Origin of the sequence: Micromonospora sp. WMMC273, from assembly GCF_027460285.1 — a bacterium.
GTDB classification, from domain to species: Bacteria; Actinomycetota; Actinomycetes; order Mycobacteriales; family Micromonosporaceae; genus Micromonospora; species Micromonospora aurantiaca.
In genome coordinates this window covers 399,626-422,149 of the sequence record NZ_JAPZBE010000001.1, presented here as the reverse complement: position 1 = coordinate 422,149, position 22,524 = coordinate 399,626, and the positions used below count along the sequence as shown (strand labels likewise).

Here is a 22,524-nt window from a genome sequence, read left to right as displayed (position 1 = left end):
ACCGGGGGTAGGATTGACGGGTGACTCGGCTGGGGGACCTTGAGCGTGCGGTGATGGACGTGCTGTGGGACGCGGCGCCCGCCTCGTCGGGCGGGGTGACCGTACGCGAGGTCGCCGACGCCCTGGACGGCCGGGAACTCGCCTACACCACAGTGATGACAGTGCTCGACCGGCTCGCCGGCAAGGGCATGGTGCAGCGCGAGCGGGAGGGGCGCGCCTGGCGTTACCGCCCGGCCGCCACCCGCGAGGCGCACATCGCCCAGCTCATGCTCGAAGCCCTCGACCTCGGCGGCAGCCGGGACGCCGCACTCGTGCGCTTCGCCCGTTCGGTGACCGGCACGGAGGCGGACGTGCTCCGCGCCGCGCTCGGCGCCGAGGCCGGGGCGACGGTCGAGGACGGACCGGCCGGCCGGGTCGAGAACCCCCGGCCCGTTCGGCCGGCGCTCGACGAGGCGACGGACCGGTAGGGCGGCTGCCGTGGCGTACGCCCTGCACTTCGCCGCGATCATCCTGGCCTGCTGGCTGACCGCGCAGGTCCTCGCCGCCGCGCGCTGGACCTGGCGGGCGCCCCGGGTGGCGATCCTCTGCTGGCAGGCGGTCGGGCTGGCGCTCGGCCTGTCCGCCATGGGGTTGCCGATGGCGCTGGGGCTCGACGCGTACGACCGGGCGACCGGGTACGCGCTGCTGGCCCTGGCCGACGACCTGGCCCACGGCACGCTGCCCGCCGGGGTGGGCGCGGTGCACCTCAGCCTGGTCGGCGTGGGTCTCGGCATCGGCGTGGTGCTGCTCACCACGACGGTACGCAGCCTGCACGGGGCGGTCCGCGCCCAGCGCCGGCACCGGGAGCTGCTGCACCTGGTGGCCCGGCGTGACCCGACGGTGCCCGGCGCGCTGGTGCTCGACCATCCGAGCGCGGCGGCGTACTGCCTGCCCGGGGTGCGTCCCCGGGTGGTGGTGAGCGCGGGCACGCTCGACCTGCTCGACCCGGCCGAGCTGGCAGCGGTGCTGACCCACGAGCGCGCGCACGCCCAGGAGCGGCACGACCTGGTGCTGCTGCCGTTCACCGCGCTGTGCCGGGCGCTGCCCTGGTTCCGGTGGGTGCGGGACGCGCACGCGCGGGTGGCGTTGCTGGTCGAGATGCGCGCCGACGACAAGGCCCGGGAGCTGCACGCGGACGCACCGCTGGCCGGTGCGCTGCGCCGGTTCGCCGCCGCCGAGCACCGGGTCCAGCCGGCCGGCACGCTCGGACTCGGCGACCGCGACCTCGACGTACGCGTGCAGCGGCTGCTCGTCGCGGACCGCCCGCCGCGGGTGCTCGGCGCGATGGCGCTGGCTGTCGCCGGCACGCTCGTCTCCCTGCCGTTCGCCCTGTTCCTGAGCTGACGTCGCCCCCTACGGGACTTCTCCGGGTTCGCACGCCCCTATAGGTAGCGAGGCTACGTGTAGGTTGGCTACGACAAGAGAGCCAACCCATGCATGGGAGGACGACAGTGGACCCGCTGCTCCTCGCCCGCCTCCAGTTCGCCACCACCACGTCGATCCACTTCCTGTTCGTGGCGGTCACGCTCGGCCTGGTCACGCTGCTGGTCGGGTTGCAGACGGCCGGCTACCTGACCGGCAAGCCGGTGTACGAGCGACTGACCCGGTTCTGGGGCCAGCTCTACGTGATCAATTACGTGCTCGGCATCGCCACCGGCATCGTGATGGAGTTCCAGTTCGGGTTGAACTGGAGCGGGCTGTCGCGCTACGTCGGGAACGTGTTCGGCGCGCCGCTGGCCATCGAGACGCTGGTGGCGTTCTTCCTGGAGTCCACGTTCCTCGGCATGTGGATCTTCGGATGGCACCGGCTGCGGCGCGGCGTGCACCTGGCGCTGCTCTGGGGCGTGGCGATCACCGCGTACGCCTCGGCCTTCTGGATCATGGTGGCGAACGCCTGGCTGCAGAACCCGGTCGGGTACGAGGTCCGCGACGGCGTCGCCCACCTCACCGACTTCGGCGCGCTGCTCAGCAACCCGACGTTCGGCATGGCGTTCGGCCACGTGATCTCGGCGAGCCTGGTCACCGGCGGCCTGCTGATGGCCGCGGTGAGCGCCTGGCACCTGCTGCGGCGTACCCCCGACTACGCGCTGTTCCGCACCTCGCTGCGGCTCGGCCTGGTCACCGCGGCCCTAGCGGTCAGCATGCTCCAGGGTTTCGGCTTCGCCCAGTTCGGGCCGGTCGGGCAGCTCCAGCCGACCAAGTTCGGCGGCGGCCCCGACCGGGACGCACTCGTCGCCGACTGGACCGCCCGCTTCGGCCCGGGCGACTGGGCACCGCCGGTGCTCTCCGACGTCGCCCTCGGCTTCATGATCCTGATCGGCTTCACGCTCGGCGCCCTCTGGCTGCTGCTGCCGCTGCTCTGGCGGGACTGGATCATCAGGTTGAAGGCGCCGCTCTGGCTGATCCTGCTCGGCCTGCCGCTGCCCTTCGTGGCGATGCTGCTCGGCTGGATCGCCCGCGAGGTCGGCCGCCAGCCCTGGGCGGCGTACGGGCTGCTGCCCACCGCGCAGGCCGTCTCGCCGGTCTCACCGGGGCTGATGCTCACCTCGCTGATCGGGTTCAGTCTGCTTCTCGGCGCGCTCGCGGTGACCAACTGGACGCTGATGGCCCGGCACGCGGCCCGTGGCGCGCAGGACCCCGCGCTCGGCCGCCCGCCCGCGCCCGACAGCGACGCCCACCACCAGCCCGTGTTCGTCTGAGGGAGCCCGCCGTGGAACTCGCCTGGTACGCCCTGCTCGGCCTCTTCTTCGCCACCTACCTGGTGCTCGGCGGCTACGACTACGGCGTCGGCCTGCTGCTGGCCCGGCGCGGCCCGGCACCGGGCAGCCGGGCCACGCTCACCGCGCTCGGGCCGTTCTTCCTCGGCAACGAGGTCTGGCTGGTGGCAGCCGTCGGCATCCTGTTCGGCGCGTTCCCCCGGCTGGAGGGCGAGCTGCTCTCCGGCTTCTACCCGGCGGTGCTCGCCGCGCTGGCCGGTGTGGTGCTGGTGACCGCCGGGGTGCAGTTGCGCAGCCGCCCGGCCTCCGCCGCCGCCCGCGCCCGCTGGGACCGGGTGGTGGTGGTCGGCTGCGTGCTGGCCGCGCTGGGCTGGGGCGCGGTGCTCGCCGGGCTGCTCCAGGGCGTGCCGCTGAGCGCCGACGGCCACGTGGTCGGTGTCGGTCACCTCGCCACCCCGTTCGTCGCCGCCGCCGGGCTGGCGCTGCTCGCGCTGGTGGCGGTGCACGGTGCGACGTTCCTCACGCTCCGGCTGCCCGCCGCCGAGGCCCCGGCCCTCGCCCGGCTGGCGAGCGGCCTGGTGCCCGCCGCACTGGTCGCGGTCGGCGCGGCCACCGTCCTGGGCGTGCTCTCCGATCGGGTACGCGCCGCGGTGGCGCGCCCGGCTGTGGCCGTACTCCTGCCGTTGGCGCTCGTGGCGGCGCTGCTGGCGGCCCGCGCGGCGCTGCGGCGGGGCCGGGCCCTGGCGGCCTTCGCCGCGACCGCGACCGCGCTGGCGCTGCCCGCGCCGCTGATCGGGGCCGCGCTCTGGCCCCGGATCCTGGTCTCCGCAGGCGACCCGGCGGCGTCGCTGACGGTGGCCGAGGCGGCCGCCAGCCACCCGACGCTGGCGCTGTTGGGATGGCTCGCGCTACCGCTCCTGCCGGCCCTACTAGGCTTTCAGGCGATGTGCTGGTGGGTGTTCCGGGGACGGATCGACGGCAGGGCACCGGTGTACTGGTGAACCGCCGCCCGTTCGACCCGCGTCTGCTGCGTCGGGTCCCCGCGGCCCGGCGCGACCTCGCCGTGCTCGCGGTGCTGGGCGGGCTCACCGCGCTGCTGGTGATCGCTCAGGCCACCGCGCTGGCGACGCTGCTGGCGACGGCGTTCGACGGGCGGCTGCACCGGCCGGCGCTGGCCGGTCTCGTGGCCGCTGTGGCCGGGCGGGCGCTGGTGAGCTGGGCGCAGGGCACAGTCGCGGCGCGGGCCGCCGCCACGGTGAAGGCGGCGCTGCGCGCCGACCTGCTCGGCGCGGTCGGCCGGCACGGCCCGACCTGGGTCGCCGGGCAGCGGGGCGGGCAGCTCGCCACGCTGGCCGGGCGTGGCCTGGACGCGCTGGACCCGTACTTCACCGGCTACCTGCCGCAGCTCGTGCTGAGCGTCACGGTGCCGGTGGCCGTGCTGGCCCGGATCGTGTTCGCCGACTGGAGCTCGGCGCTGATCATCGCGCTCACCATCCCGCTCATCCCGATCTTCGGCGCGCTGCTCGGCTGGCAGGCGCAGGCCGCCACCGAACGGCAGTGGCGCCGGCTGTCGCTGCTCGGCGGGCACTTCCTCGACATGGTCGCCGGGCTGCCCACGCTGCGCGCGTTCGGCCGGTCCAAGGGGCAGGTCGACGTGGTACGCCGGATGGCCGACGGCCACCGCCAGGCCACCATGAAGACGCTGCGGATCGCGTTCCTGTCCGCGCTGGTGCTGGAACTGGTCGCCACGCTCTCCGTCGCGCTGGTCGCGGTGCCGGTCGGCATCCGGCTGCTCGGCGGCGGCCTCACGCTCTCCACCGCGCTGCTGGTGCTGCTGCTCACCCCGGAGGCGTACCTGCCCCTGCGCGCCGCGGGCAGCCGGTTCCACGCCAGCATGGAAGGACTCACCGCGCTGGACGAGGCGCTCACGCTCTCCGCCGCCGACGCGCCCGCCACCGCCGAGCCACGCCGTCCGGCGCCGCGCGGCTCGGGCGAGATCCGCTTCGAGGGCGTCACAGTCGCGTACGACCGGACCACGGCGCTGCGCGACGTCACGCTGACCATCCTGCCCGGCGACCGGGTGGCGATCATCGGACCCAGCGGCGCGGGCAAGAGCACGCTGCTCAACCTGCTGCTCGGCTTCGTCGCACCGACCTCCGGCCGGGTCACCGTCGACGGGGTGGACCTGGCCGGCGTCGACCTCGACGACTGGCGGCGCGAGCTGGCCTGGGTGCCGCAGCGGGCGCACCTGTTCGCCGGATCGCTGGCCGACAACATCCGCCTCGGCGCACCGGACACCTCCGATGCCACGCTCGCCGCGGCGGTCACCGGCGCCGCGCTGGACGAGGTGGTGGACGCCCTGCCCGACGGGCTGGACACCCGCCTGGGCGAGCGCGGTCACGGCCTGTCCAGCGGTCAGCGGCAGCGTGTCGCGCTGGCTCGCGCGTTCCTCCGGGACGCGCCGATCGTGCTGCTCGACGAACCGACCGCGCGGCTGGACAGCGCCAGCGAGGCGGTCGTGCTGGACGCGACCCGGCGGCTGGTCGCCGGGCGTACCGCGCTGCTCGTCGCGCACCGGCCCGCGCTGCTCGCCGACGCCGACCGGATCCTGCGGGTCGAGGACGGCCGGGTCACCGAACTGCACCCGACCGCCACCGGCCCGGCGGTGCCCCGATGATCCCCGGCGGGGAACGGGCGGTGCTGCGACTGGCCCGGCCCTACCTGAGCCGGCTGCTCGGCGCCGGGCTGCTCGCCGCCGTGACCGAGTTCGCCGGCCTGGCGCTGATGGCCACCGCCACCTGGCTGCTGATGAGCGCCGCCGGCCGACCGCCGCTGGACCGGCTGACGGTGGCCATCGTCGCGGTCCGGGCACTGGCGGTCAGCCGGGGCGTGTTCCGGTACACCGAACGGCTCGCCGGGCACGACGCCGTCCTTCGCATGATCACCGACGTGCGGGCCCGCGTCTTCGCCACGCTCGCCGCCCGGCGCGAGACCGGCCGCCGTACCGGGGACGCGCTGAGCCGCCTGGTCTCGGACGTGGAGGCGGCCCAGGACCTGCTGCTGCGCGTCCTCGTGCCCGGCGCGGCGGCGGCACTGGTCAGCGTGCTCGCGGTCGGCGTCGCCGCGCTGATCTCACCACCGGCCGCCGGGGTGCTCGCGCTCGGACTGCTGGTGGCGGGAGTGGCGCTGCCCGCGCTCGCCACCCGGATCACCCGCCGCGCCGCCGACGAGGTGGCCCCGCTGCGGGGCGCGCTCGCCGTGGACGCGGTCGACCTCACCCACGGCGCCGCCGACCTGGCCGCGTTCGGGGCCACCGGCGCCGCGCTCGCCGCCGCCGACGAGCGGGCCGGACGACTGGCCCTGCTGGAACGCCGGCTCGCAGCGGCCGGCTTCGCGGTGGACGCGCTCGGCGTCCTCGTCGGCGGCCTCACCGCCGCCGCCGTGGTGGTCGTGGCGCTGCGCGCCGAGGTCGGCGGCGTGCTGGTCGGCGTCCTCGCGGTCGGCTCGCTCGCCGCCGTGGAGGTGGCGCTCGCGCTCGTCGCGGCGGCCCGCCAGCGCACCCAGCTGCGGGCCGGGCTGGCCCGGGTCGCCGACCTGCTCACCGAGCCCGGCCCGGCGACGCCACCGGACGCGCCGGAGCCCACCGTCGACGGCCACGGCGTGCGGTTCGCCGACGTGACGGTCCGCTACCGGGCCGGCGCCGCCCCCGCCCTGGCCGGGTTCGACCTCGACCTGCCGGCCGGCCGCCGGGTGGCGGTGGTCGGGCCGAGCGGCGCCGGCAAGAGCACGCTCGCCGCGGTGCTCACCGGCGCGGTACGCCCCGACACCGGCCGTGTCACCGCCGGCGGCGTGCCGGTGTCCGAGATCCCGGCCGAACATCTGCCCCGGGTGGTCGGCGGCCTGCTCGCCGAGGCGTACGTCTTCCACGCCACGGTCCGGGAGAACCTGCTCCTCGGCCGCCCGGACGCCACCGAGGCGGACCTGGTCGCCGCGACCCGGGCGGCCGGCCTGCTCGACTGGGTACGCGAACAACCCGACGGCTGGGACACGGTGGTCGGCGAGCAGGGCGGGCAGCTCTCCGGCGGGCAACGGCAGCGGCTCGCGCTGGCCCGGGCGCTGCTGGCCGCCCCGCCGGTGCTGGTGCTCGACGAGCCGACCGAGGGGCTCGACCCGGCGGCCGCCGACGCGGTGCTGGACTCCACGCTCGCCGCGACCCCGGCCGGGCACTCGGTGCTGCTGATCAGCCACCGGCTCAGCGGCCTCGCCGGGTTCGACGAGATCGTGGTGCTCGAAGGCGGCCGGATCGTGCAGCGCGGCCGGCACGACGAGCTGGTGGCACGCCCCGGCTGGTACCGGGAGCAGTGGCTGCGCCAGGAGGCGGCCGAGCGCGGCTACCTGGCGATCACGCCCTGACGCCCGGCCGATCGGGGTTTTCCCTGACGCGGGTTGCCGCCCGCCGGTGGCAGGCTTACCCCATGCGGGTGCATGAGGAGGCAGTGGTCGACCAGCGGCTGCACGAGTTGTCCACGCGGTTGCACGGGCCGAACCGGCTCAAGACCGACCTGCTGACCGAGGCGCGGCACGCGCTGGAGGACGCCGTCGAGGCGTACCGGGAAGGGGGCCTGCCGCGCGCGGAGGCGCAGCGGCGGGCGGTCGCCGAGTTCGGCAGCGACGCCCAGCTCGTGCCGGGTTTCCAGGCCGAGCTGGCCGTCGGCGCGCTGCGCGGGCTGGCGCTGCGCACGCTCGTGGTGGCGGTGGTGCTCATCGCCGCCGGTGACCTGACCTGGCAGGGGTCGAGCTGGAGCGACGGTCCGCCGCCGCCGCAGAGCTACCTGCTGCTCTCCGCCGCGCTGAACGGCATCTGGGGCGTGGTCGCCGCGCTGGCGCTCGCCGGGCTGCTGGTCGGTCCGCTGGTCGCCCGGTGGGGTTCACCGCGGCTCGTCCGCCCGGCGCGACTGATCGGTTTCGGTCTGACCGGCAGCCTGCTGCTCGGCGCGGTCGCCGGCGGCGCGCTGTTCGGCTGGTCGATCGGGCTGTGGGACGCCGCGCTCACCTGGCCACCCCTGGTCATCGGGATGGTGGTGGTCTCGGCGGCCTGGTTCGCGCTGGCCCGGGCGGCCCGATGCTGGGTGCTCGCCGATCGCCGGTCGGCCGGCTGAGCGGCTGCCGACGCGCCCCCGTCAGGCCGGTGCGGTGGGCGGCTCGTCCGCGCCGAGGAACCGCCCGACGGTGGCGCTGAACTCGTGCCACCCGGCCCGCTCCCCGGCGAGCGCGCGACCGCCCGCCTCGGTCAGCTCGTACGTACGGCGCTCCCGGCCGTTGACGGTGCTCCACGTGCTCGCCACCAGCCCGGCCCGCTCCAGCCGGCGCAGCGCCGGATAGATGGTGCCGGTGGGCAGATCCAGCGTGCCGCCGCTGCGGGCCCGCAACGCCTCGATGATCGCGTAGCCGTGCAGCGCGCCCCGTTCCAGCACGGCGAGCAGGAGCGCGTCCAGGTGTCCGTGCAGCGCCTGCGCCTTCATGTGTAGCAACGCTACTTGTCGTGCCGCCGCGACGCCAAGGGGTGCGACTCCCGGTCGGAACCGTCGCCCACTAGGGTATGTGCGCAGAGTCACTCGGCGGCGCGACGCCGCCGGGTGGGCAACCCGAACGCACACGGAGGTCAGCGTGGCCCGCCAGTCGCCCCAACGGCCCGACGCCGACGAGCCCGAGCTCGACGACACCGACGCCGCCGCCGCGGCCGACGAGGTCGAGGAGGACCGCCCGCCGGCGGACCGCGCGCTCTGGGAAGAGGTGCGGATCGACCCGGTGGAGATCGCCCTGCCCGCCGGCACCGGCTTCACGCTGCGGGCGTACCGGCCGGCGCGCGAGCTGACCCCGACCGACGTCGCCGAACGCGACCAGGACGACCCGTTCCTGGCCCGCCGCCAGGTCGTCGAGACCGAGGAGGACGAGGAGGTGGTGATCCTCGACGAGGAGTTCGCCGCCCTCTCCGCCGAGGAGGACGACGAGGACGAGGAGAAGGACGCCAAGTCCCGCCGCAAGGGCAAGGCCGACGCCTCGGACGAGGAGAAGGCCGAGGACGACGAGGACGACTCCGAGGACGAGGACGACGAGGACGAGGCGGGCGACGAGGAGGTGCCGCTCTTCCTCACTCACAAGGGCCGGCTCCTGCTGTTCAAGACCCCCGAGTCATTGGTCACTTTCATCCGTTCCGGCGCGCCGAACGATCTGTCCCAGCTGGACAGTTGGAATGAACTGTCCGAACGGCTGGAACCGGCCGACATCGCCCCGCTGGACGAGGACACGTACGAGCTCGACCTGGTGGTCGAGAACCTGCGCGGCGGCCACGACGCGTGGGACCACGAGCTGCTCATCGAAGCCGGTGAGATCGCCCGTGACCTGGCGTACGCCCTGCGGCTACCCGCCGTGCTGGACATGCTCTCGGCGGGCTCCAGCCTGGACGACCTGGACGAGGCTCTGCGCGCTTCCGTCAACGGTGGCGTCGGTGGTTTCCTGGGTCGACGCCGGCTGAAGAAAATCGGGGCACAAACCGCAAGTTTGGGTTGGCGCACCATTGTCGGCAAGATCTCTGCGGTTGTGGACTGGCGCGACTGACCCGGAGCGGGGAGCATCAGTCTCTGGCAGAGCAAGACCTGTGTCCCGGGAGGAGGACGACGCCGTGGCGCTCGTGCGCGTGTACTGCGGTCTGGCCTCGGCAGATCCGGCCGACCGAACGGCTTCGGCCGGAACGACGCTTACGTCCGCTGTGGTCGACGACGCAGGCCGTCTGCTGCACGTCTGCGAGATCGGTGACGATCCCGCCGGTTACGCCCGGCTGGTCGCGCTGCTGGTGGAGCGGTCCGGCGGTCCGAGCGGCGCGGCCATCGCCGCCGACAGCGACGACCACATCGTCACCTCGCTGCTGAGCGCCGCCGGCCGGCCGCTGGCGATCGCCGACGACGACTCGGTCGACGACTTCGCCGAGCGCTTCGCCGACGACGACTCCCTGGAGGAGATGCAGTCCCCGCCCGCCGAACGCCGCGCGGTCGGGCTGGCCCGCGCGCTCCAGGCCGGCGCGCTCTCCGCGGTGACCCTCCCGGCACCGCGTGAGCTGGCCGGATACACGCAGGTCCTGGCCGCGCACGCGGCGCTGGCGAGCGGCCGGCACTCCGCCGCGGTGACGCTGCGCGAGGTGCTCCGCGAGCTCTACCCGGCCGCGCTGCGGGCCTACCCGGATCCTGCCGACCGGGTCGCCCTGGCGGTGCTCGACGCGCTGCCCGAGCCGGGCATGCTCACCGGCCCCGCGGGCCGTGGTGGCGCGCCGGCCGCCGACGCGGTCGTCGCGCATCTGGCCGGCGAGGGAGTGGCAGACGCCGACGCCGTCTCCGACGCGGTGACCGCGCTGCGCGTCGCCATCTCCGAGACGCCCCGGCGGGCCACCGTCAACCGCACGCTCACCGCTGCCGTCGCCGAGACCGTACGGCAGGCCGTCGCCTCCGTCCGCACCTGTGACGCCGGCTGCGACGCGCTCGTCGGCGCGCTCGCCGAACGCACCGCTCCCGCTCCCGCGACCGGCCGCCGGGCCGCCGCGCGACGGGGCGAGCAGGTCGACGAGCTGGCCCCGGCGCCCGCGGCCGACCTGCGTCCGGTGCGCTCGATCCCGCCGGAACCGATCGCCGAGCCCCACCTCGGTCGTCCCGAACCGGCCGGCGCACCCGAACCGGCCGGCCGTCGCGGCCGTCCCGAACCGGTCCCCGGCGGGCGGCGCAGCCGTCCGGAGCCGGTGTCCGGTCCGGCCGCCACGACGACGCCCCGGCCGCTCGGCCCGCCGCCCGTCGCGCCCGCGCCCGTCACGCCGCCGCCCGTCGCCCCGACTCCGGTCACGCCCGTCGCTCCGGCAGCCGCACTGGGCCGGCCGTCGTCGGCTCCCCCGGCGCGGCCCGAGCCGACCGGCGCGCCGCTGCCGTCGCGGGTGGACGGCCCCACCAACCGGCCGATCTCCGCGCCGCCACCGCCGCCCCCCGGGATCACCCCGATCGCCCCGTCCCCGCGCGGCGCCGTACCGCCCGCCGAGGCTGGCGAGCCGTTCCGGCCGACGCTCACCACCGCGGCCATCAACAAGGCGCGGGCCGAGCGGCAGCGCACCGTCATCCCGCCCCGGCCGAAGACCAACCAGCACCAGGAACCGCCGACCGGTGGCTTCAGCGCCACCGACCTGAGCATTCCGGTGCCGGCCCCGCGTCCGCCCGCGCCGGAGGCGCCGCCGGGCTCCCGGGCGAACTGGCCGCTGGTGAACAACGAGGACGACACCGCGCGGGAGCGGGAGGGCACCACCTACCCGTACGGGCGGGGCGTGGACGCGCCGAGCGACCCGGGCCGGGTCACGCCGCCGTGGCTCGCCGACGACCTGCCGCAGGAGCCGCCGATGCTGCGGCTGGTGGAGCCGCCGCCGCTCGCCGACCGGGCGCTGCGCGACGAGATGAGCCGCTCGGCCGACCCCGGTCTGGAGACGCCGCCGCTGCGTCTCGTCGACCAGGGTGACCCGGGCCGCGTCCCGCTGCCCGCCGCGCCCGAGCGGCGTCCCGCACCGAAGGAGCACCGGCCGCCGCCGGTCTCCGACGAGGGTGACGGCGACCTGCTGATCTTCGCGCAGGCCAAGTCCGCCTGGTTCGTCGGGCACGGCGACGAGGCCGACCTGGAGTGGTCGAGCACCGCCGACACCGGCTGGCAGGCGGCCGAGCAAGCGGCCCGTCCGGCCGTCGGCGCCGAGACCAAGGCCGGGCTGCCGAAGCGCGTGCCGCAGGCCAACCTGGTGCCGGGCTCCCCGCTGCGCGAGGAACGTCCACTGCGGATCGTCCGGAACGCGGCGAGCCTCGCCGAGAACACCACCGGATACTTCCGGGGCTGGCGGCGCGGCCAGGAGATCGGCGGCTTCGCCGTGGGCGGCCGTCCGGGCCGCGAGGCGGCCGGCGGCTGGGACTTCACCCGCGACACCGGCGACCGCGACGACGACCGGGAGTACGAGTACCGCTCGGCGGGCTACCGCTCCTGACCGGGCTTCCCGGGGGGTGTTTCATCCCACACCGGGGCGATTTGACGCTGGGCTGGACCGGCCGGGAACATACCCGGCGGACCAGCGGCGGCGCCTGTTCGCCGGGGTGGGAAGGCGATTCCATTGGCGACACCGGCGTTCGACTCCACTGTGCTCACCCGGCGGGGCGTCCTCGCCGCCGCTGCCGGGAGCCTGCTGCTCGCCGGCTGCGCTCCGCAGGGCCAGCGGCCGGAGGACGGCCCGTCCAGCAGCGCGCCGAGCGACCAGGATCTGATCGTCGGCGCGAGCCTGGAGCTGACCGGAGCGGGGTCGCTGCTCGGCGTCGCCCAGCGGCAGGCCCTGCAGCTCACCGCCGACTCGCTCAACCGCACCGGCCTGCCGGTCGGGAACCTGGTCCGGTCGGTCCGGCTCCAGATCCTGGACAACGGCAGCAATCCCGAGGTCGCCGCCCGGCACGCCGCCGACCTCACCCGGATCGGCGCGCAGGCGTTGATCGGCGGTGTACTGGGCGAGACCTCGGCGGCCCTCGCGGCGGCCGCCCAGCGGGTCAAGACGCCGTTCCTGTCGCTCGGCTACGGTGACCGCATCGTGCTGCCGCTGGACGAGCGCACGTTCACCTACAAGCTCACCCCGGACGCCGTCGACATGGCACGTCGCCTGGTGGAGCTGTTCGAGTCCAAGAAGATCCGGCGGGTGTCGGTGCTCGCCACCGACGGGATGCACGGCGACTCGGGTGTGCGGGCGATGCGGGAGGCGCTCGCCGACAGCACCGTCGACCTGGCCCGCACGGTACGCCTGCCGGCGACCGGCCGGCGTTTCCGTGCCGCCGCCGAGCGCGTCGCCGGCGGCCAGCGGGACGGCGTGGTGGTCTGGGGTACCGCGCCGGACTCCGGAGTCGCCGCGCGGGAGCTGCGCGCCGCCGGTCACCGCGGCCCGATCTTCTTCGACGCCGGCGCGGTCGCCGACGACACCGTCCAGGGCGCGAACGCCGCGGCCGTGGAGGGCGCGTACGCGGTGCACCCGGCCTGCCTGGACGTCTCCGCCGCCACCGCCACCACGACGGCGCAGCTGGCCCGCAGGGACTTCGTCAACCGCTACACGCAGCGGCACGGCGTCAGCCCGGACTTCGCCCCGTACGCCTCGGACGCGCTCCAGCTCCTCGCCACGTCGGCGCGGATGGCGACGAGCCTGGACCGGGGCCGGCTGCGGGCCCTCCTCCAGGCGCAGACCGTCGAGGGCATCGCCGGCGGGTACGCGTTCAGCGCCGACCGGCACGGCGGCATGGAGCCCGACTCGCTCGCCGTGTACCAGGTGTTCCGCGGCACCTGGACCCGGTACGCCTGACCCCGCTCACCGCCCGGTGACCGTCCCGTGGAGGGTCACCGGGCGGTCGCGTACCGTGTCCGACCCCGGACGGCAGGAAGCGCCCGGTGGCCCTGAGGCCGCCGGGCGCTTCCGCGCGTCGGTCAGGCGGGCGCGACGGCCCGCGAGCGCCGCATGGTGAGCACGTACTCGACCAGCGAGATCAGCACGTGCTTCGTGGACTCCCGGTTACGGGCGTCGCACGGCACCACCGGCACGTCGCGGGAGATCGCCAGCGCGTCCCGGACGTCCTGCGGATCGTGGTACTGCATGCCGTCGAAGCAGTTGATGGCCACCAGGTACGGCAGCCGCCGGTGCTCGAAGAAGTCGATGGCGGCGAAGCAGTCGGCGAGCCGCCGGGTGTCGACAAGCACCACCGCGCCGATCGCACCCCGGACCAACTCGTCCCACATGAACCAGAACCGCGTCTGACCCGGCGTACCGAACAGGTACAGGATCAGATCCCGGTCGATCGAGATACGACCGAAGTCCATCGCCACCGTGGTCGTCGTCTTGCCCGGCACCTGCCGGGTGTCGTCGACGCCGACACCGGCGGAGGTCATGATCGCCTCGGTGGTCAGCGGCGTGATCTCGGAGACCGAGCCGACCAGCGTCGTCTTGCCGACGCCGAACCCACCGGCGATAACGATCTTCGCCGACGTCACTCGGCCGCTCGGGGCCGGCGGCCGGTGCGACATGTCAGAGCCTGCGAAGTCCACTCAGCACCCTCTCCAGCAGTTCAGTGCCCACCGCGTCGTCGGAGTCGTCCAAAATGGTCGGCTCGTGGACCGCGACCAGGCCGTCCGTCGCCATGTCGGCGATGAGCACCCGGGCCACGCCGAGCGGAAGCTGCATCCGCGCCGCGATCTCGGCGAGCGACTGCACACGTCCGTCACACAACGCGGCGATGTACTGGTGTTCACGACCGTGGCCACCATTGCCAGTGGCAACCGCTCGGCCGCGCACCGTCGTCTCGACGAGTGCCTCCAGGGCGATGTCGAGCCGAGGGCGGGTACGACCGCGGGTAACGGCGTACGGCCGGACCAACGCTCCGGTCGGCTCGTCACGATCCGCCATTTCGCCGCTCACCTCCCTCGTACCCGGCACCGGCTCGCCCCGGTGACATCCGTCGCTGTCGTAGTTGTTCCCGCACCTGACCCACCGGCCAGCGCGTCATTCAGCCCATCATCCCCACAGCCGTGCGCGGCTGCGGCGTCAGGGCATCGCCCACCCGGTCCACGAGCAGGGCCATCTCGTACCCGACCTGACCCACGTCGCAGCTCCGCGCCGCCAGCACCGCGAACGACGAGCCGTCGGAGATGGACATCAGGAACAGGAAACCGTTGTCCATCTCGACGACTGTCTGCAACACCGCCCCGCCCTCGAAGCAGCGGGCCGCGCCCTGGGTCAGGCTGACCAGACCGGACGCGATCGCGGCGAGCTGGTCGGCGCGGTCCCGCGGAAGGTCACGGGACGAGGCCAGAAGCAGGCCGTCGGCCGAGACCGCGACCGCGTGCGCCACACCGGGCACCCGGTCGGCGAAGTTGGCGAGCAGCCATCCGAGATCCTGCGTAGTAGTCATCCTTGTTGCTCCTTCTGCCCGCTCCCGGCCACCGGGCCTGAGTCAGACTGCGAGGACTGCTGCCCGCCCGGAGTGCCCTCCGGGCCGGTCGTGTTGCTGTCGGTGTTACGCCCGCGCTGCACGCCCCGATGGTAGGCCGAGAGCAGGCCCCGAACACCCTCCGGAGTACGCCGCTGCACCGACGCGGAAGGCTTCTCGATGCTGCCGGGCACGAGCTGCGCCATCGGCGTCCGCTTCGGCAGGCCCTTCCGGGTGGTCTCCGCAACCGGGACCTCGGTGGCCGCCGAGGCGGCACGCCAGCCGTCGTCGGCCGCCGTCTGCCACGGGGAGGAGGACTGCGGCGACGCGGTCGGCTGCCGGGTGGGCAACCCGCCGGTGTACGCGGGACGGGTGTTCCCGTTCGCCGCGCCGTTGTCACGCGGTGCTCCGCCGGCCGTCGGAGTGTGTGCCATCGGCGTGTTACCTGTCGTTGCGGGTGTCTTCTGCGGCACGGGCCGGCCGGCCGTGTCCACCTTGGCGAACTGCTGGGTGGCGGCGCCGCCGTTCGTCGTCGCGGCCGGGGCCGCCGGCTCCTCGTTGGGCCCGGGCCGGCGGGTGCGGAACCACGCCGACTCCAGCTCCCGGAAGATCGGCAGCTCCATCGTCTCGTCCGCGTACCGCTGGCGGTTGCCCTGCTGCTGCGGCGCGGCCGGACGTGCCGCCGGGGCCGCCGGGCGGTTCGCCGCCGGGGCCTCGGCCGGCCGGCTCGCGGCCGGAGCGGCGGACGGCTGGCCGGCCGCCTGCTGCGGGGTGGCCGGAATCTCCGTGCGCGGCACCCGGGGCAGCTCGGTGGTCATGTCCATGCCACCGGTGGCCCGTTCCGGCGCCGCCGGAGCCGGGGCCGGCGTGACCGGCGGCCAGACCGGCGGGGCGCTGACACCCGGTGCGGGCATCGGACGTGCCTGCGGCTGGTTCGCCGGCGGCGCGGAGGCGGGGTACCCGGCAGCGGGCTGCCCGGACACCGGCGCCGGGTGCCCGGAGACGGGCGCGGCCGAGACCGGGCGGTACGGCAGCGGGTCACCGGAGACCGGTGCCGCGGAGACCGGGCGGCCCGAGAACGGGTCACCGGAGACCGGCGCGGCCGAGACCGGGCGGTACGGCAGCGGGTTACCGGAGACCGGCGCGCCGGAGACCGGGGGCAGTGGCGGGGCCGACACCGGCGGGACCGGCGGCGCGGAGACCGGCGGCGGGCTGTAGGGCCGCGCCTCCGGGCTGCTCGGCAGTTGGCGCGGGATCGCCGGCTGCTGCCCGGTGCTGCCCGGGTCGCCGTCGGCCGGGTTGCGCCGCTGCGGCAGCGGGTCTGTCGACTGGCCGTTGGGCCGGCCGCCGAATCCGCCGTCACCGCCGGACGGGCTGGCGCCGGTCAGGTCGGACCAGGCCGGCATGGCACGGCCGCCACCGGCGTTCGCCGGGGTGCCCGAGCCGTTGCGCGGCGCCGGGTCGAACGCGCGTCCGCCGAGCGTGACCTGGTTGCCCGAGGAGCCCGGGTGGGGCGCCGGCGGCAGGCTCGGCGGGTTGTTGTTGCCGAAGGCCGCCAAGGCGCCGAAGGCCGGTGCCGGGCCGTTCTGCTGCGGACCCGCGGCGGGCAGGGCCGGACCGGGCAGGCCACGGCCGGCCAGGGCGCGCGGCACCAGGACCGAGGTCGGCAGCGTCACGTCGGCGACGGTGCCCCGGTCGGCGCCCGGCCGCAGCTCGACCCGGACGCCGTGCCGGGCGGCCAGCCGCGCGACCACGACCAGGCCCATCATCCGGGAGACCGCGACGTCCACCTGCGGCGGCGTGGCCAGCCGCTCGTTGAGGTCGCGGAGCTGCTCCGGGCTGATGCCGATGCCGCGGTCCTCCACGTAGAGGGAGGCGCGGTCGCCGACCCGCCGGGCCTCCACCATGACCTGCGAGTCCGGCGGGGAGAAGGCGGTGGCGTTGTCGAACAGCTCGGCGACCAGGTGCACCAGGTCGTTGACCGCGTGGGCGGCGACCTCGATGTCCCGGTCGATCACGCCGAACTCGATCCGGGTGTAGTGCTCGACCTCGGACTGGGCGGCGCGCAACACGTCGATCAGGGCGGCGGGCTCGCGCTGCACACGGGTGGAGTCCGCACCGGCGAGGACCAGCAGGTTCTCGTCGTTGCGGCGCATCCGGGTGGCCAGGTGGTCGAGCTGGAACAGCTCGGCCAGCCGGTCCGGGTCCTCCTCGCCGCGCTCCAGGCGGTCGAGGTGGCCGATCAGCCGGTCGACCAGGATCTGCGAGCGGCGGGCCAGGTTGACGAACATGGTCGCGACCGAGGCCCGCAGGGCGGCCTGCTCGGCGGCGGTCCGGACGGCCTCCAGGTGAACGGCGTTGAACGCCTCGGTCACCTGGCCGAACTCGTCCTTGCTGCGTACCGGCAGCGGCTCGGCGATCTGGTTTGCGAGTTGCACCGGGGAGAGCTGGCCGGTGACCTGCGGGTCACGCAGCCGGGCGACCGCCTGTGGCAGCCCGTACTGAGCCACCGCCAGGGCGCCCTGGCGCAGGTCGCGCAGCGACCGGGCCATCGAGCGGGCCACCAGGTACGCGAACAGGATGGCCAGCAGCAGCATGGTGAGCAGCAGGCCGGTCTCCAGGAACACCTGGCGCTGGGTGTCCGAGCGCAGCGCGTCGGCCTGGCGGACCACGTTGCCGTCGAGCCGGGCCTCCACGGTCCGGATCAGCTTGGCGTTGGCGACCATGGTCTGGTCCCACTGGTCCGACCCGAACGGGGCGTTCTCCATCGAGCCGTTGTTGTTGCCCGAGACGAAACTCGTGAAGCGGTCGGCCTTGCGCAGGTCGGGCCCGGAGACGGTCTGCTCGTAGAACAGCTTGTCTGGCTCGGTGGCGACCGACTGGAAGGTCGCCAGCGACTGCGACTGGCCGGTGCCGCTGGCGATGAACTGCTCGCGCAGCGCGGCGGTGTACTGGTTCTGGGTGAGCGCCTGGTGGACGACGACCCGGCGCTGGGTCAGGTATTCCTTCTGCCGGGCCACAGCGGCCGCCGCGCGCATCCGGTCGCTCAGGTCGTTGTTACCGGCGAGCTGGGTGGCCGAGTCGCGGATGGCCAGCAGATCCTCGATCAGCTGCCGGTACGCCTGGTCGGCGTCATTGATCTTCAGCTTGCCGTTCAGCACCTGGCTGCGGGTAGCCGGAAGATCCTTCAGCTGGGTGTCGATCGTGTCGAGCAGCCCGACGAAGTTGCGGGGCAGGTCGTCGATCTCGCCACGCTGCCGCAGGTACGGCGACTTCGCCTGGTCCACCCGCTGGTTGGCGCGGTTGTAACCCTCCTGGTACTGCGCCCGGGTCTGGAACTCCTTCGCGCCGAGGAAGAGCACGGCGCCGACCCGCTCGTCCTGCACGGTGTCGACCAGGTCACCCGAGTAGCCGATCAGGTTGGCCAGATCCCCCGCCCGGTTGGCATTGTTGAGCGTCTCCAGGTGGTCGACCAGACCACTGGTGCCCACCACGACCGTGGCGATGGTCGGCACGATCATGATCAGACCGAGCTTGGACCAGATCGGCATGTCGCGCAGCCGACTCATCGGCCGGCGCAGCCGCGACAGGAAGGAGCCCGCCGTCGTTGGCCGTTTGCTCACGTCACCGCCCTCGCATTACCGCGCCCAGCGCCACCCTGAGGGCAACGCCGAGCGACCGACCCGGCGGGTCGGACCTCCGAGATTCCATCACGCCGCTCCGCAAAGAGAAAGACCAGGTTGTCCCTCACCGGAGGTGTGATGAGATGTTGATGCAATTTGATAGCAATCCGTCTGGCCGGAGTCACTGAAGGTAATGGAACACCCGCACCGCGTCGTCCTGCTCGCCGGCCCCTCCGGGTCCGGAAAGTCATACATAGCCCAGCGAACCGGACTTCCGGTGCTCTGCCTGGACGACTTCTACAAGGACGGCGATGACCCTACGTGTCCGCGCCGAAACGGACAGGTGGATTGGGAGTCCCCCTTGTCCTGGGATTCGGACACGGCGGTGCAAACAATCGCCCGACTGGCTCGTGAGGGCAAGGCCGAAGTGCCGGTTTATGCGATCGGCGCAGACCGTCGGGTAGCCACCCGGCCATTCGATGTCGACGGATCGCCAATCTTCGTCGCCGAGGGGATCTTCGCGGCCGAGATCGTGGCCGAGTGCCGCCGGCTGGGCCTGCTCGCCGGGGCGTACGCGCTGCGCCGCCCGCGCGGCGCGACGTTCCTGCGCCGCCTCGCCCGGGATCTCGCCGAGCAGCGCAAGGCGCCCCGGGTGCTGCTCCGGCGCGGGGTCGCGCTGCTGCGCGCCGAGCCGGCCGTGCTGCGCCGGCAGACCGGGCTGGGCGCCGAGGCGGCCCGGGCCGGGCAGGTGCTGCGCGGGGTGGCCGCACTGCTCTCCGGCCACCCCCGCCAGTCGTGATCAGCCGATCAGCTCGGCGTACGCCGGCTTGATCACCTCGTCGATGATCCGCAGCCGCTCGTCGAACGGGATGAAGGCGCTCTTCATCGCGTTGATGGTGAACCACTGGAGTTCCTTCCAGCCGTAGCCGAAGGCCTCCACCAGCAGCGCCATCTCCCGCGACATCGAGGTGCCGCTCATCAGCCGGTTGTCGGTGTTCACAGTCACCCGGAACCGCAGGTCGCGCAGCAGCCCGATCGGGTGGTCGGCGATCGAGGCCGCCGCGCCGGTCTGCACGTTCGACGACGGGCACAGCTCCAGCGGGATGCGCTTGTCCCGCACGTACGCGGCCAGCCGGCCCAGCACCGGCGGGTTGCCCGGGGTGATGTCGTCGACGATGCGGACGCCGTGGCCGAGCCGGTCGGCGCCGCACCACTGGATCGCCTGCCAGATCGACGGCAGGCCGAACGCCTCACCGGCGTGGATGGTGAAGTGGAAGTTCTCCCGCTGGAGGTACTCGAACGCGTCCAGGTGCCGGGTGGGCGGGAAGCCCGCCTCGGCTCCGGCGATGTCGAAGCCGACCACACCGGTGTCGCGGTGCCGCACGGCCAGCTCGGCGATCTCCTGCGAGCGGGCCGCGTGCCGCATCGCGGTGAGCAGCGTGCCGATCCGGATCGGGGTGCCCGCCTCGGCGGCCAGCGCGCTGCCCTCCCGGAACCCGGTGACCACCGCGTCGACCACCTCGTCCAGGGTCAGGTTCTGCTCCAGGTGCTGCTCGGGCGCGAACCGCACCTCGGCGTAGACCACGCCGTCGGCGGCCAGGTCCAGCGCGCACTCGCGGGCGACCCGGCGCAGCGCGGCAGGGGTCTGCATGACCGCCACCGTGTGCGCGAACGTCTCCAGGTAGCGCTCCAGCGAGCCGGAGTTCGCCGCCTCGGTGAACCAGACGCCGAGCGCCGCCGGGTCGGTGGTGGGCAGTTCGTGGCCGACCTCGGCGGCCAGTTCCACGATCGTCGCGGGCCGCAGGCCGCCGTCGAGGTGATCGTGCAGCAGCGCCTTCGGGACCTTGACGATGTCCTCGTACGAGATTGCGACCATGCTCAGACCCTAGTCATCCCCCGTACGGGCGCGGCGGTGGACCGGGGCGGTCAGGGTCGCCAGCCGTACACCCGCTCCACCGCGAGCCGCAGGACCACCCGCCCGTCGGCCACCATGACGGCCCGGTAGTCGGCCCAGTCCGGGTGCTCGCCGCGGATCCGCCGGTAGACCTCGACCAGCTCGTCGACCGTCGCGTCGTCGGTGGCCGCAGCGGGCGGGGTGAGCGTCACGGTGCCCTCGGCTACCGCGTACGCCCCGCCGTCGGCGGTGGTCACGTGGAAGCTCGCCCGGGGATCGCGGCGCAGGTTGCGCACCTTCGCCCGGTCGCCGGTGGTGGAGCAGCGGATCAGGCCCGGCTCGGCCAGGTAGTCGAGGTTGGACAGCTGAGGGCGGCCGTCCCGGCGCAGCGTGGCGAGCACCCCGCGCCCGCGCTCGCCGAACAGCTCCCAGAGCCGCGACCCCGGCTCGCTCCCGGCGCTCACCGTGCCGCCTTTCGTTCGCGACTGCGGGGCTCGCAAACCCGGCTCACTCCTCGCGCTCACGCGTTCACCGCAGCGGCGCTAGCGCGACGGCCAGCCGGGCGAGCTGATCCAGCATGAGCGCGGCGGCCTCCTCGCGGCCGGGGTCGGGTCGCAGCTCGCCCGCCTCGTCCAGCGCCTGCCGCAGGAAGACGACCACCTGGTCGTTGACCGGGGTCATGTTCAGCGTGGTCACCACCTGCTTGATCATCTGCACCGCGCGCAGGCCCCCGGAGGTCATGCCGTAGCTGACGAAGCCCACCGGCTTGTGCTGCCACTCGTGGTAGAGGTAGTCGATCGCGTTCTTCAGCGGCGCGCTGAAGCCGTAGTTGTACTCCGGCATCACCAGGACGAAGGCGTCCCCGGCGTCGATCGCGGCACTCCAGGCGCGGGTGTGCTCGTGCAGGTAGACCCGCTCGGACGGGTGGTGCGGTTCGTCGTGGAAGGGCAACCCGATCTCGGCCAGGTCGAGCAGGCGTACCTCGTCGAAGCCGGCGTGGCGGACGGCGGCCGCGGTGAACCAGTCACCGATGCGACGGCCGACCCGGCCGGGGCGGGTGCTGGCGACGACGACAGTCAGGCGGGGCATGGTGAGGTCACTCCTGTCGGGGCGGCGGCCGGGGCCGGGGTGGTGAGCCGGGGAACGAACCAGGCGACGATCGGCCCGATGCCGATCGCGTAGAGCAGGGTGCCGGGGCCGACGGCGCCGCCGAGCAGCCAGCCGACGGCCAGCACCGTCACCTCGATCCCGGTGCGGGCCGGGCCGAGCGGCAGGCCACGGGCGGCCAGGCCGGTCATCAGCCCGTCCCGCGGGCCGGGGCCGAGACGGGCGCCGATGTAGAGCGCTGTGGCGAGGCCGTTGAGCAGGACGCCCGCGACCAGCAGGCCGATCCGGCCGGCGAGCGGGGCGACCGGCGGCAGGAGCGCCAGCGTCGCGTCGAGGGCCAGGCCGACGAGCGCGACGTTCGCCACGGTGCCGACGCCCGGGCGCTGCCGCAGCGGGATCCACAGCAGCAGCACCAGCAGCGCCACGCCGTTGACCAGCAGGCCCATCGGCAGGCCGGTGCGGTCGGCGAGGCCCTGGTGCAGCACGTCCCAGGACGCGAGCCCGAGGTCGGCGCGGACCATCAGCGCGACGCTGACGCCGAACAGGGCCAGGCCGGCGAACAGCCGCACCAGCCGGGACGGCAGTTTGGTTGACATGTCATCAACCTAGGCCGCAACTTGGTGACATGTCAACAACACCGGTAGGATCGGCCCGTGGACGAACCGCGCTGGCTGGACGAGCAGGAGGACCGCGCCTGGCGCGGCTACCGCCGCATGCGCCGCCTGCTCGACCTGGAACTGGCCCGGGAGCTGATGCAGGACGCCGGTCTCTCCGAGCCCGACTACGACGTCCTGAGCGACCTGTCCGAGACCCCAGAACAACGACTCCGGCTCAGCGAACTCGCCGACCGGATGCTCTGGTCCCGCAGCCGCCTGTCCCACCACATCTCCCGGATGCAGCAACGCGGCCTGGTCAGCCGGGAGGAGTGCGTCACCGACGGCCGCGGCTCGGTCGTCGTGCTCACCCCGGCCGGGCGCCGGGCCGTCGAAGCCGCCGCACCCGGGCACGTCGCGGCCGTCCGCCGGCACCTGATCGACCGCATCACCCCGGCCGAGGTGGCCGCGCTCGGCACGCTCAGCCAGCGGGTGATCCGCCACCTCACCGGCCGGCCGGAAGCGGAGGGCTGA

At 74.2% G+C, this 22,524-nt stretch carries 20 protein-coding genes and 1 pseudogene; 12 read left to right on the top strand and 9 right to left on the bottom strand.

The annotated features are described in order from the left end of the window. The first annotated feature begins 20 nt into the window (after positions 1-20). The 7 genes and pseudogenes from O7611_RS02160 (at position 21) to O7611_RS02130 (ending at position 7,915) form a co-directional block, all read left to right on the top strand. A complete protein-coding gene (locus tag O7611_RS02160) occupies positions 21-467 on the top strand; it encodes a BlaI/MecI/CopY family transcriptional regulator (protein ID WP_120571673.1) in 447 nt (148 codons plus the stop codon). Between the two features lie 10 nt (positions 468-477). Further along, positions 478-1,383: a M56 family metallopeptidase gene (locus O7611_RS02155; protein ID WP_121686509.1), complete on the top strand. Its 906-nt coding sequence runs from the start codon at positions 478-480 to the stop codon at positions 1,381-1,383. 107 nt (positions 1,384-1,490) lie between these two features. After that, positions 1,491-2,738 carry a cytochrome ubiquinol oxidase subunit I gene (locus O7611_RS02150; RefSeq protein ID WP_194798633.1) on the top strand — a complete coding sequence of 416 codons (1,248 nt, stop codon included), beginning with the start codon at positions 1,491-1,493 and terminating at the stop codon, positions 2,736-2,738. Between the two features lie 11 nt (positions 2,739-2,749). After that, positions 2,750-3,757, top strand: coding sequence for a cytochrome d ubiquinol oxidase subunit II (locus tag O7611_RS02145; protein ID WP_269696110.1), 1,008 nt, complete (start codon positions 2,750-2,752; stop codon positions 3,755-3,757). Continuing rightward, positions 3,754-5,433, top strand: coding sequence for a thiol reductant ABC exporter subunit CydD (cydD, locus tag O7611_RS02140; protein WP_269696109.1), 1,680 nt, complete (start codon positions 3,754-3,756; stop codon positions 5,431-5,433). Before O7611_RS02145 ends, cydD begins: the two co-directional genes overlap by 4 nt. Then, positions 5,355-7,169: pseudogene (gene cydC / locus O7611_RS02135) on the top strand (thiol reductant ABC exporter subunit CydC); the annotation flags it as partial. The gene cydD and the pseudogene cydC, both read left to right, overlap by 79 nt. Before the next feature lie 62 nt (positions 7,170-7,231). Then, positions 7,232-7,915 (top strand): permease prefix domain 1-containing protein, encoded by a 684-nt coding sequence (locus O7611_RS02130; protein WP_194798636.1) that lies wholly within the window; start codon positions 7,232-7,234, stop codon positions 7,913-7,915. 21 nt (positions 7,916-7,936) lie between these two features. Here the strand turns inward: O7611_RS02130 and O7611_RS02125 are convergent, their stop codons facing one another. Continuing rightward, positions 7,937-8,278, bottom strand: a complete 342-nt coding sequence (locus O7611_RS02125) for a PadR family transcriptional regulator (RefSeq protein ID WP_194798637.1) — start codon at positions 8,276-8,278, stop codon at positions 7,937-7,939. A gap of 145 nt (positions 8,279-8,423) precedes the next feature. Here O7611_RS02125 and O7611_RS02120 point away from each other — a divergent pair, with 145 nt between their 5' ends. From O7611_RS02120 to O7611_RS02110, 3 genes are all read left to right on the top strand, one after another. Next, a complete protein-coding gene (locus O7611_RS02120) occupies positions 8,424-9,374 on the top strand; it encodes a DNA primase (protein WP_194798638.1) in 951 nt (316 codons plus the stop codon). A 40-nt stretch (positions 9,375-9,414) separates the two neighbouring features. Continuing rightward, positions 9,415-11,811: a transposase gene (locus O7611_RS02115; RefSeq protein ID WP_194798639.1), complete on the top strand. Its 2,397-nt coding sequence runs from the start codon at positions 9,415-9,417 to the stop codon at positions 11,809-11,811. Between the two features lie 123 nt (positions 11,812-11,934). Then, positions 11,935-13,155, top strand: a complete 1,221-nt coding sequence (locus tag O7611_RS02110) for an ABC transporter substrate-binding protein (RefSeq protein ID WP_194798640.1) — start codon at positions 11,935-11,937, stop codon at positions 13,153-13,155. 122 nt (positions 13,156-13,277) lie between these two features. Here the strand turns inward: O7611_RS02110 and O7611_RS02105 are convergent, their stop codons facing one another. The 4 genes from O7611_RS02105 to O7611_RS02090 all read right to left on the bottom strand — a co-directional run bounded on the left by O7611_RS02105 (position 13,278) and on the right by O7611_RS02090 (position 18,396). Continuing rightward, positions 13,278-13,871, bottom strand: a complete 594-nt coding sequence (locus tag O7611_RS02105) for a GTP-binding protein (protein ID WP_030501201.1) — start codon at positions 13,869-13,871, stop codon at positions 13,278-13,280. A gap of 1 nt (position 13,872) precedes the next feature. Beyond that, positions 13,873-14,250, bottom strand: a complete 378-nt coding sequence (locus O7611_RS02100) for a DUF742 domain-containing protein (RefSeq protein WP_030501200.1) — start codon at positions 14,248-14,250, stop codon at positions 13,873-13,875. A 100-nt stretch (positions 14,251-14,350) separates the two neighbouring features. Further along, positions 14,351-14,755: a roadblock/LC7 domain-containing protein gene (locus O7611_RS02095; RefSeq protein WP_013283992.1), complete on the bottom strand. Its 405-nt coding sequence runs from the start codon at positions 14,753-14,755 to the stop codon at positions 14,351-14,353. After that, the gene (locus O7611_RS02090; protein ID WP_269696108.1) at positions 14,752-18,396 is read right to left on the bottom strand and encodes a sensor histidine kinase; all 3,645 of its coding nucleotides are present in this window, start codon (positions 18,394-18,396) and stop codon (positions 14,752-14,754) included. The genes O7611_RS02095 and O7611_RS02090 overlap by 4 nt, the downstream gene beginning before the upstream one ends. A 532-nt stretch (positions 18,397-18,928) precedes the next feature. Between O7611_RS02090 and O7611_RS02085 the strand changes: the two genes are divergently transcribed. Continuing rightward, positions 18,929-19,195 (top strand): hypothetical protein, encoded by a 267-nt coding sequence (locus tag O7611_RS02085; RefSeq protein WP_228531240.1) that lies wholly within the window; start codon positions 18,929-18,931, stop codon positions 19,193-19,195. Here O7611_RS02085 and O7611_RS02080 read toward each other — a convergent pair whose 3' ends face one another. From O7611_RS02080 to yczE, 4 genes are all read right to left on the bottom strand, one after another. Beyond that, positions 19,196-20,272: an adenosine deaminase gene (locus O7611_RS02080; protein ID WP_013473969.1), complete on the bottom strand. Its 1,077-nt coding sequence runs from the start codon at positions 20,270-20,272 to the stop codon at positions 19,196-19,198. It abuts the gene before it with no gap. Between the two features lie 50 nt (positions 20,273-20,322). After that, on the bottom strand, positions 20,323-20,754 hold the full coding sequence (locus O7611_RS02075) for a PPOX class F420-dependent oxidoreductase (RefSeq protein ID WP_194798642.1): 432 nt from the start codon (positions 20,752-20,754) through the stop codon (positions 20,323-20,325). 64 nt (positions 20,755-20,818) lie between these two features. Next, a complete protein-coding gene (locus O7611_RS02070) occupies positions 20,819-21,379 on the bottom strand; it encodes an NADPH-dependent FMN reductase (RefSeq protein ID WP_269696107.1) in 561 nt (186 codons plus the stop codon). After that, positions 21,367-21,993 (bottom strand): membrane protein YczE, encoded by a 627-nt coding sequence (yczE, locus tag O7611_RS02065; protein ID WP_194798644.1) that lies wholly within the window; start codon positions 21,991-21,993, stop codon positions 21,367-21,369. Before yczE ends, O7611_RS02070 begins: the two co-directional genes overlap by 13 nt. Before the next feature lie 57 nt (positions 21,994-22,050). Between yczE and O7611_RS02060 the strand changes: the two genes are divergently transcribed. Beyond that, positions 22,051-22,524 carry a MarR family winged helix-turn-helix transcriptional regulator gene (locus O7611_RS02060; RefSeq protein ID WP_194798645.1) on the top strand — a complete coding sequence of 158 codons (474 nt, stop codon included), beginning with the start codon at positions 22,051-22,053 and terminating at the stop codon, positions 22,522-22,524.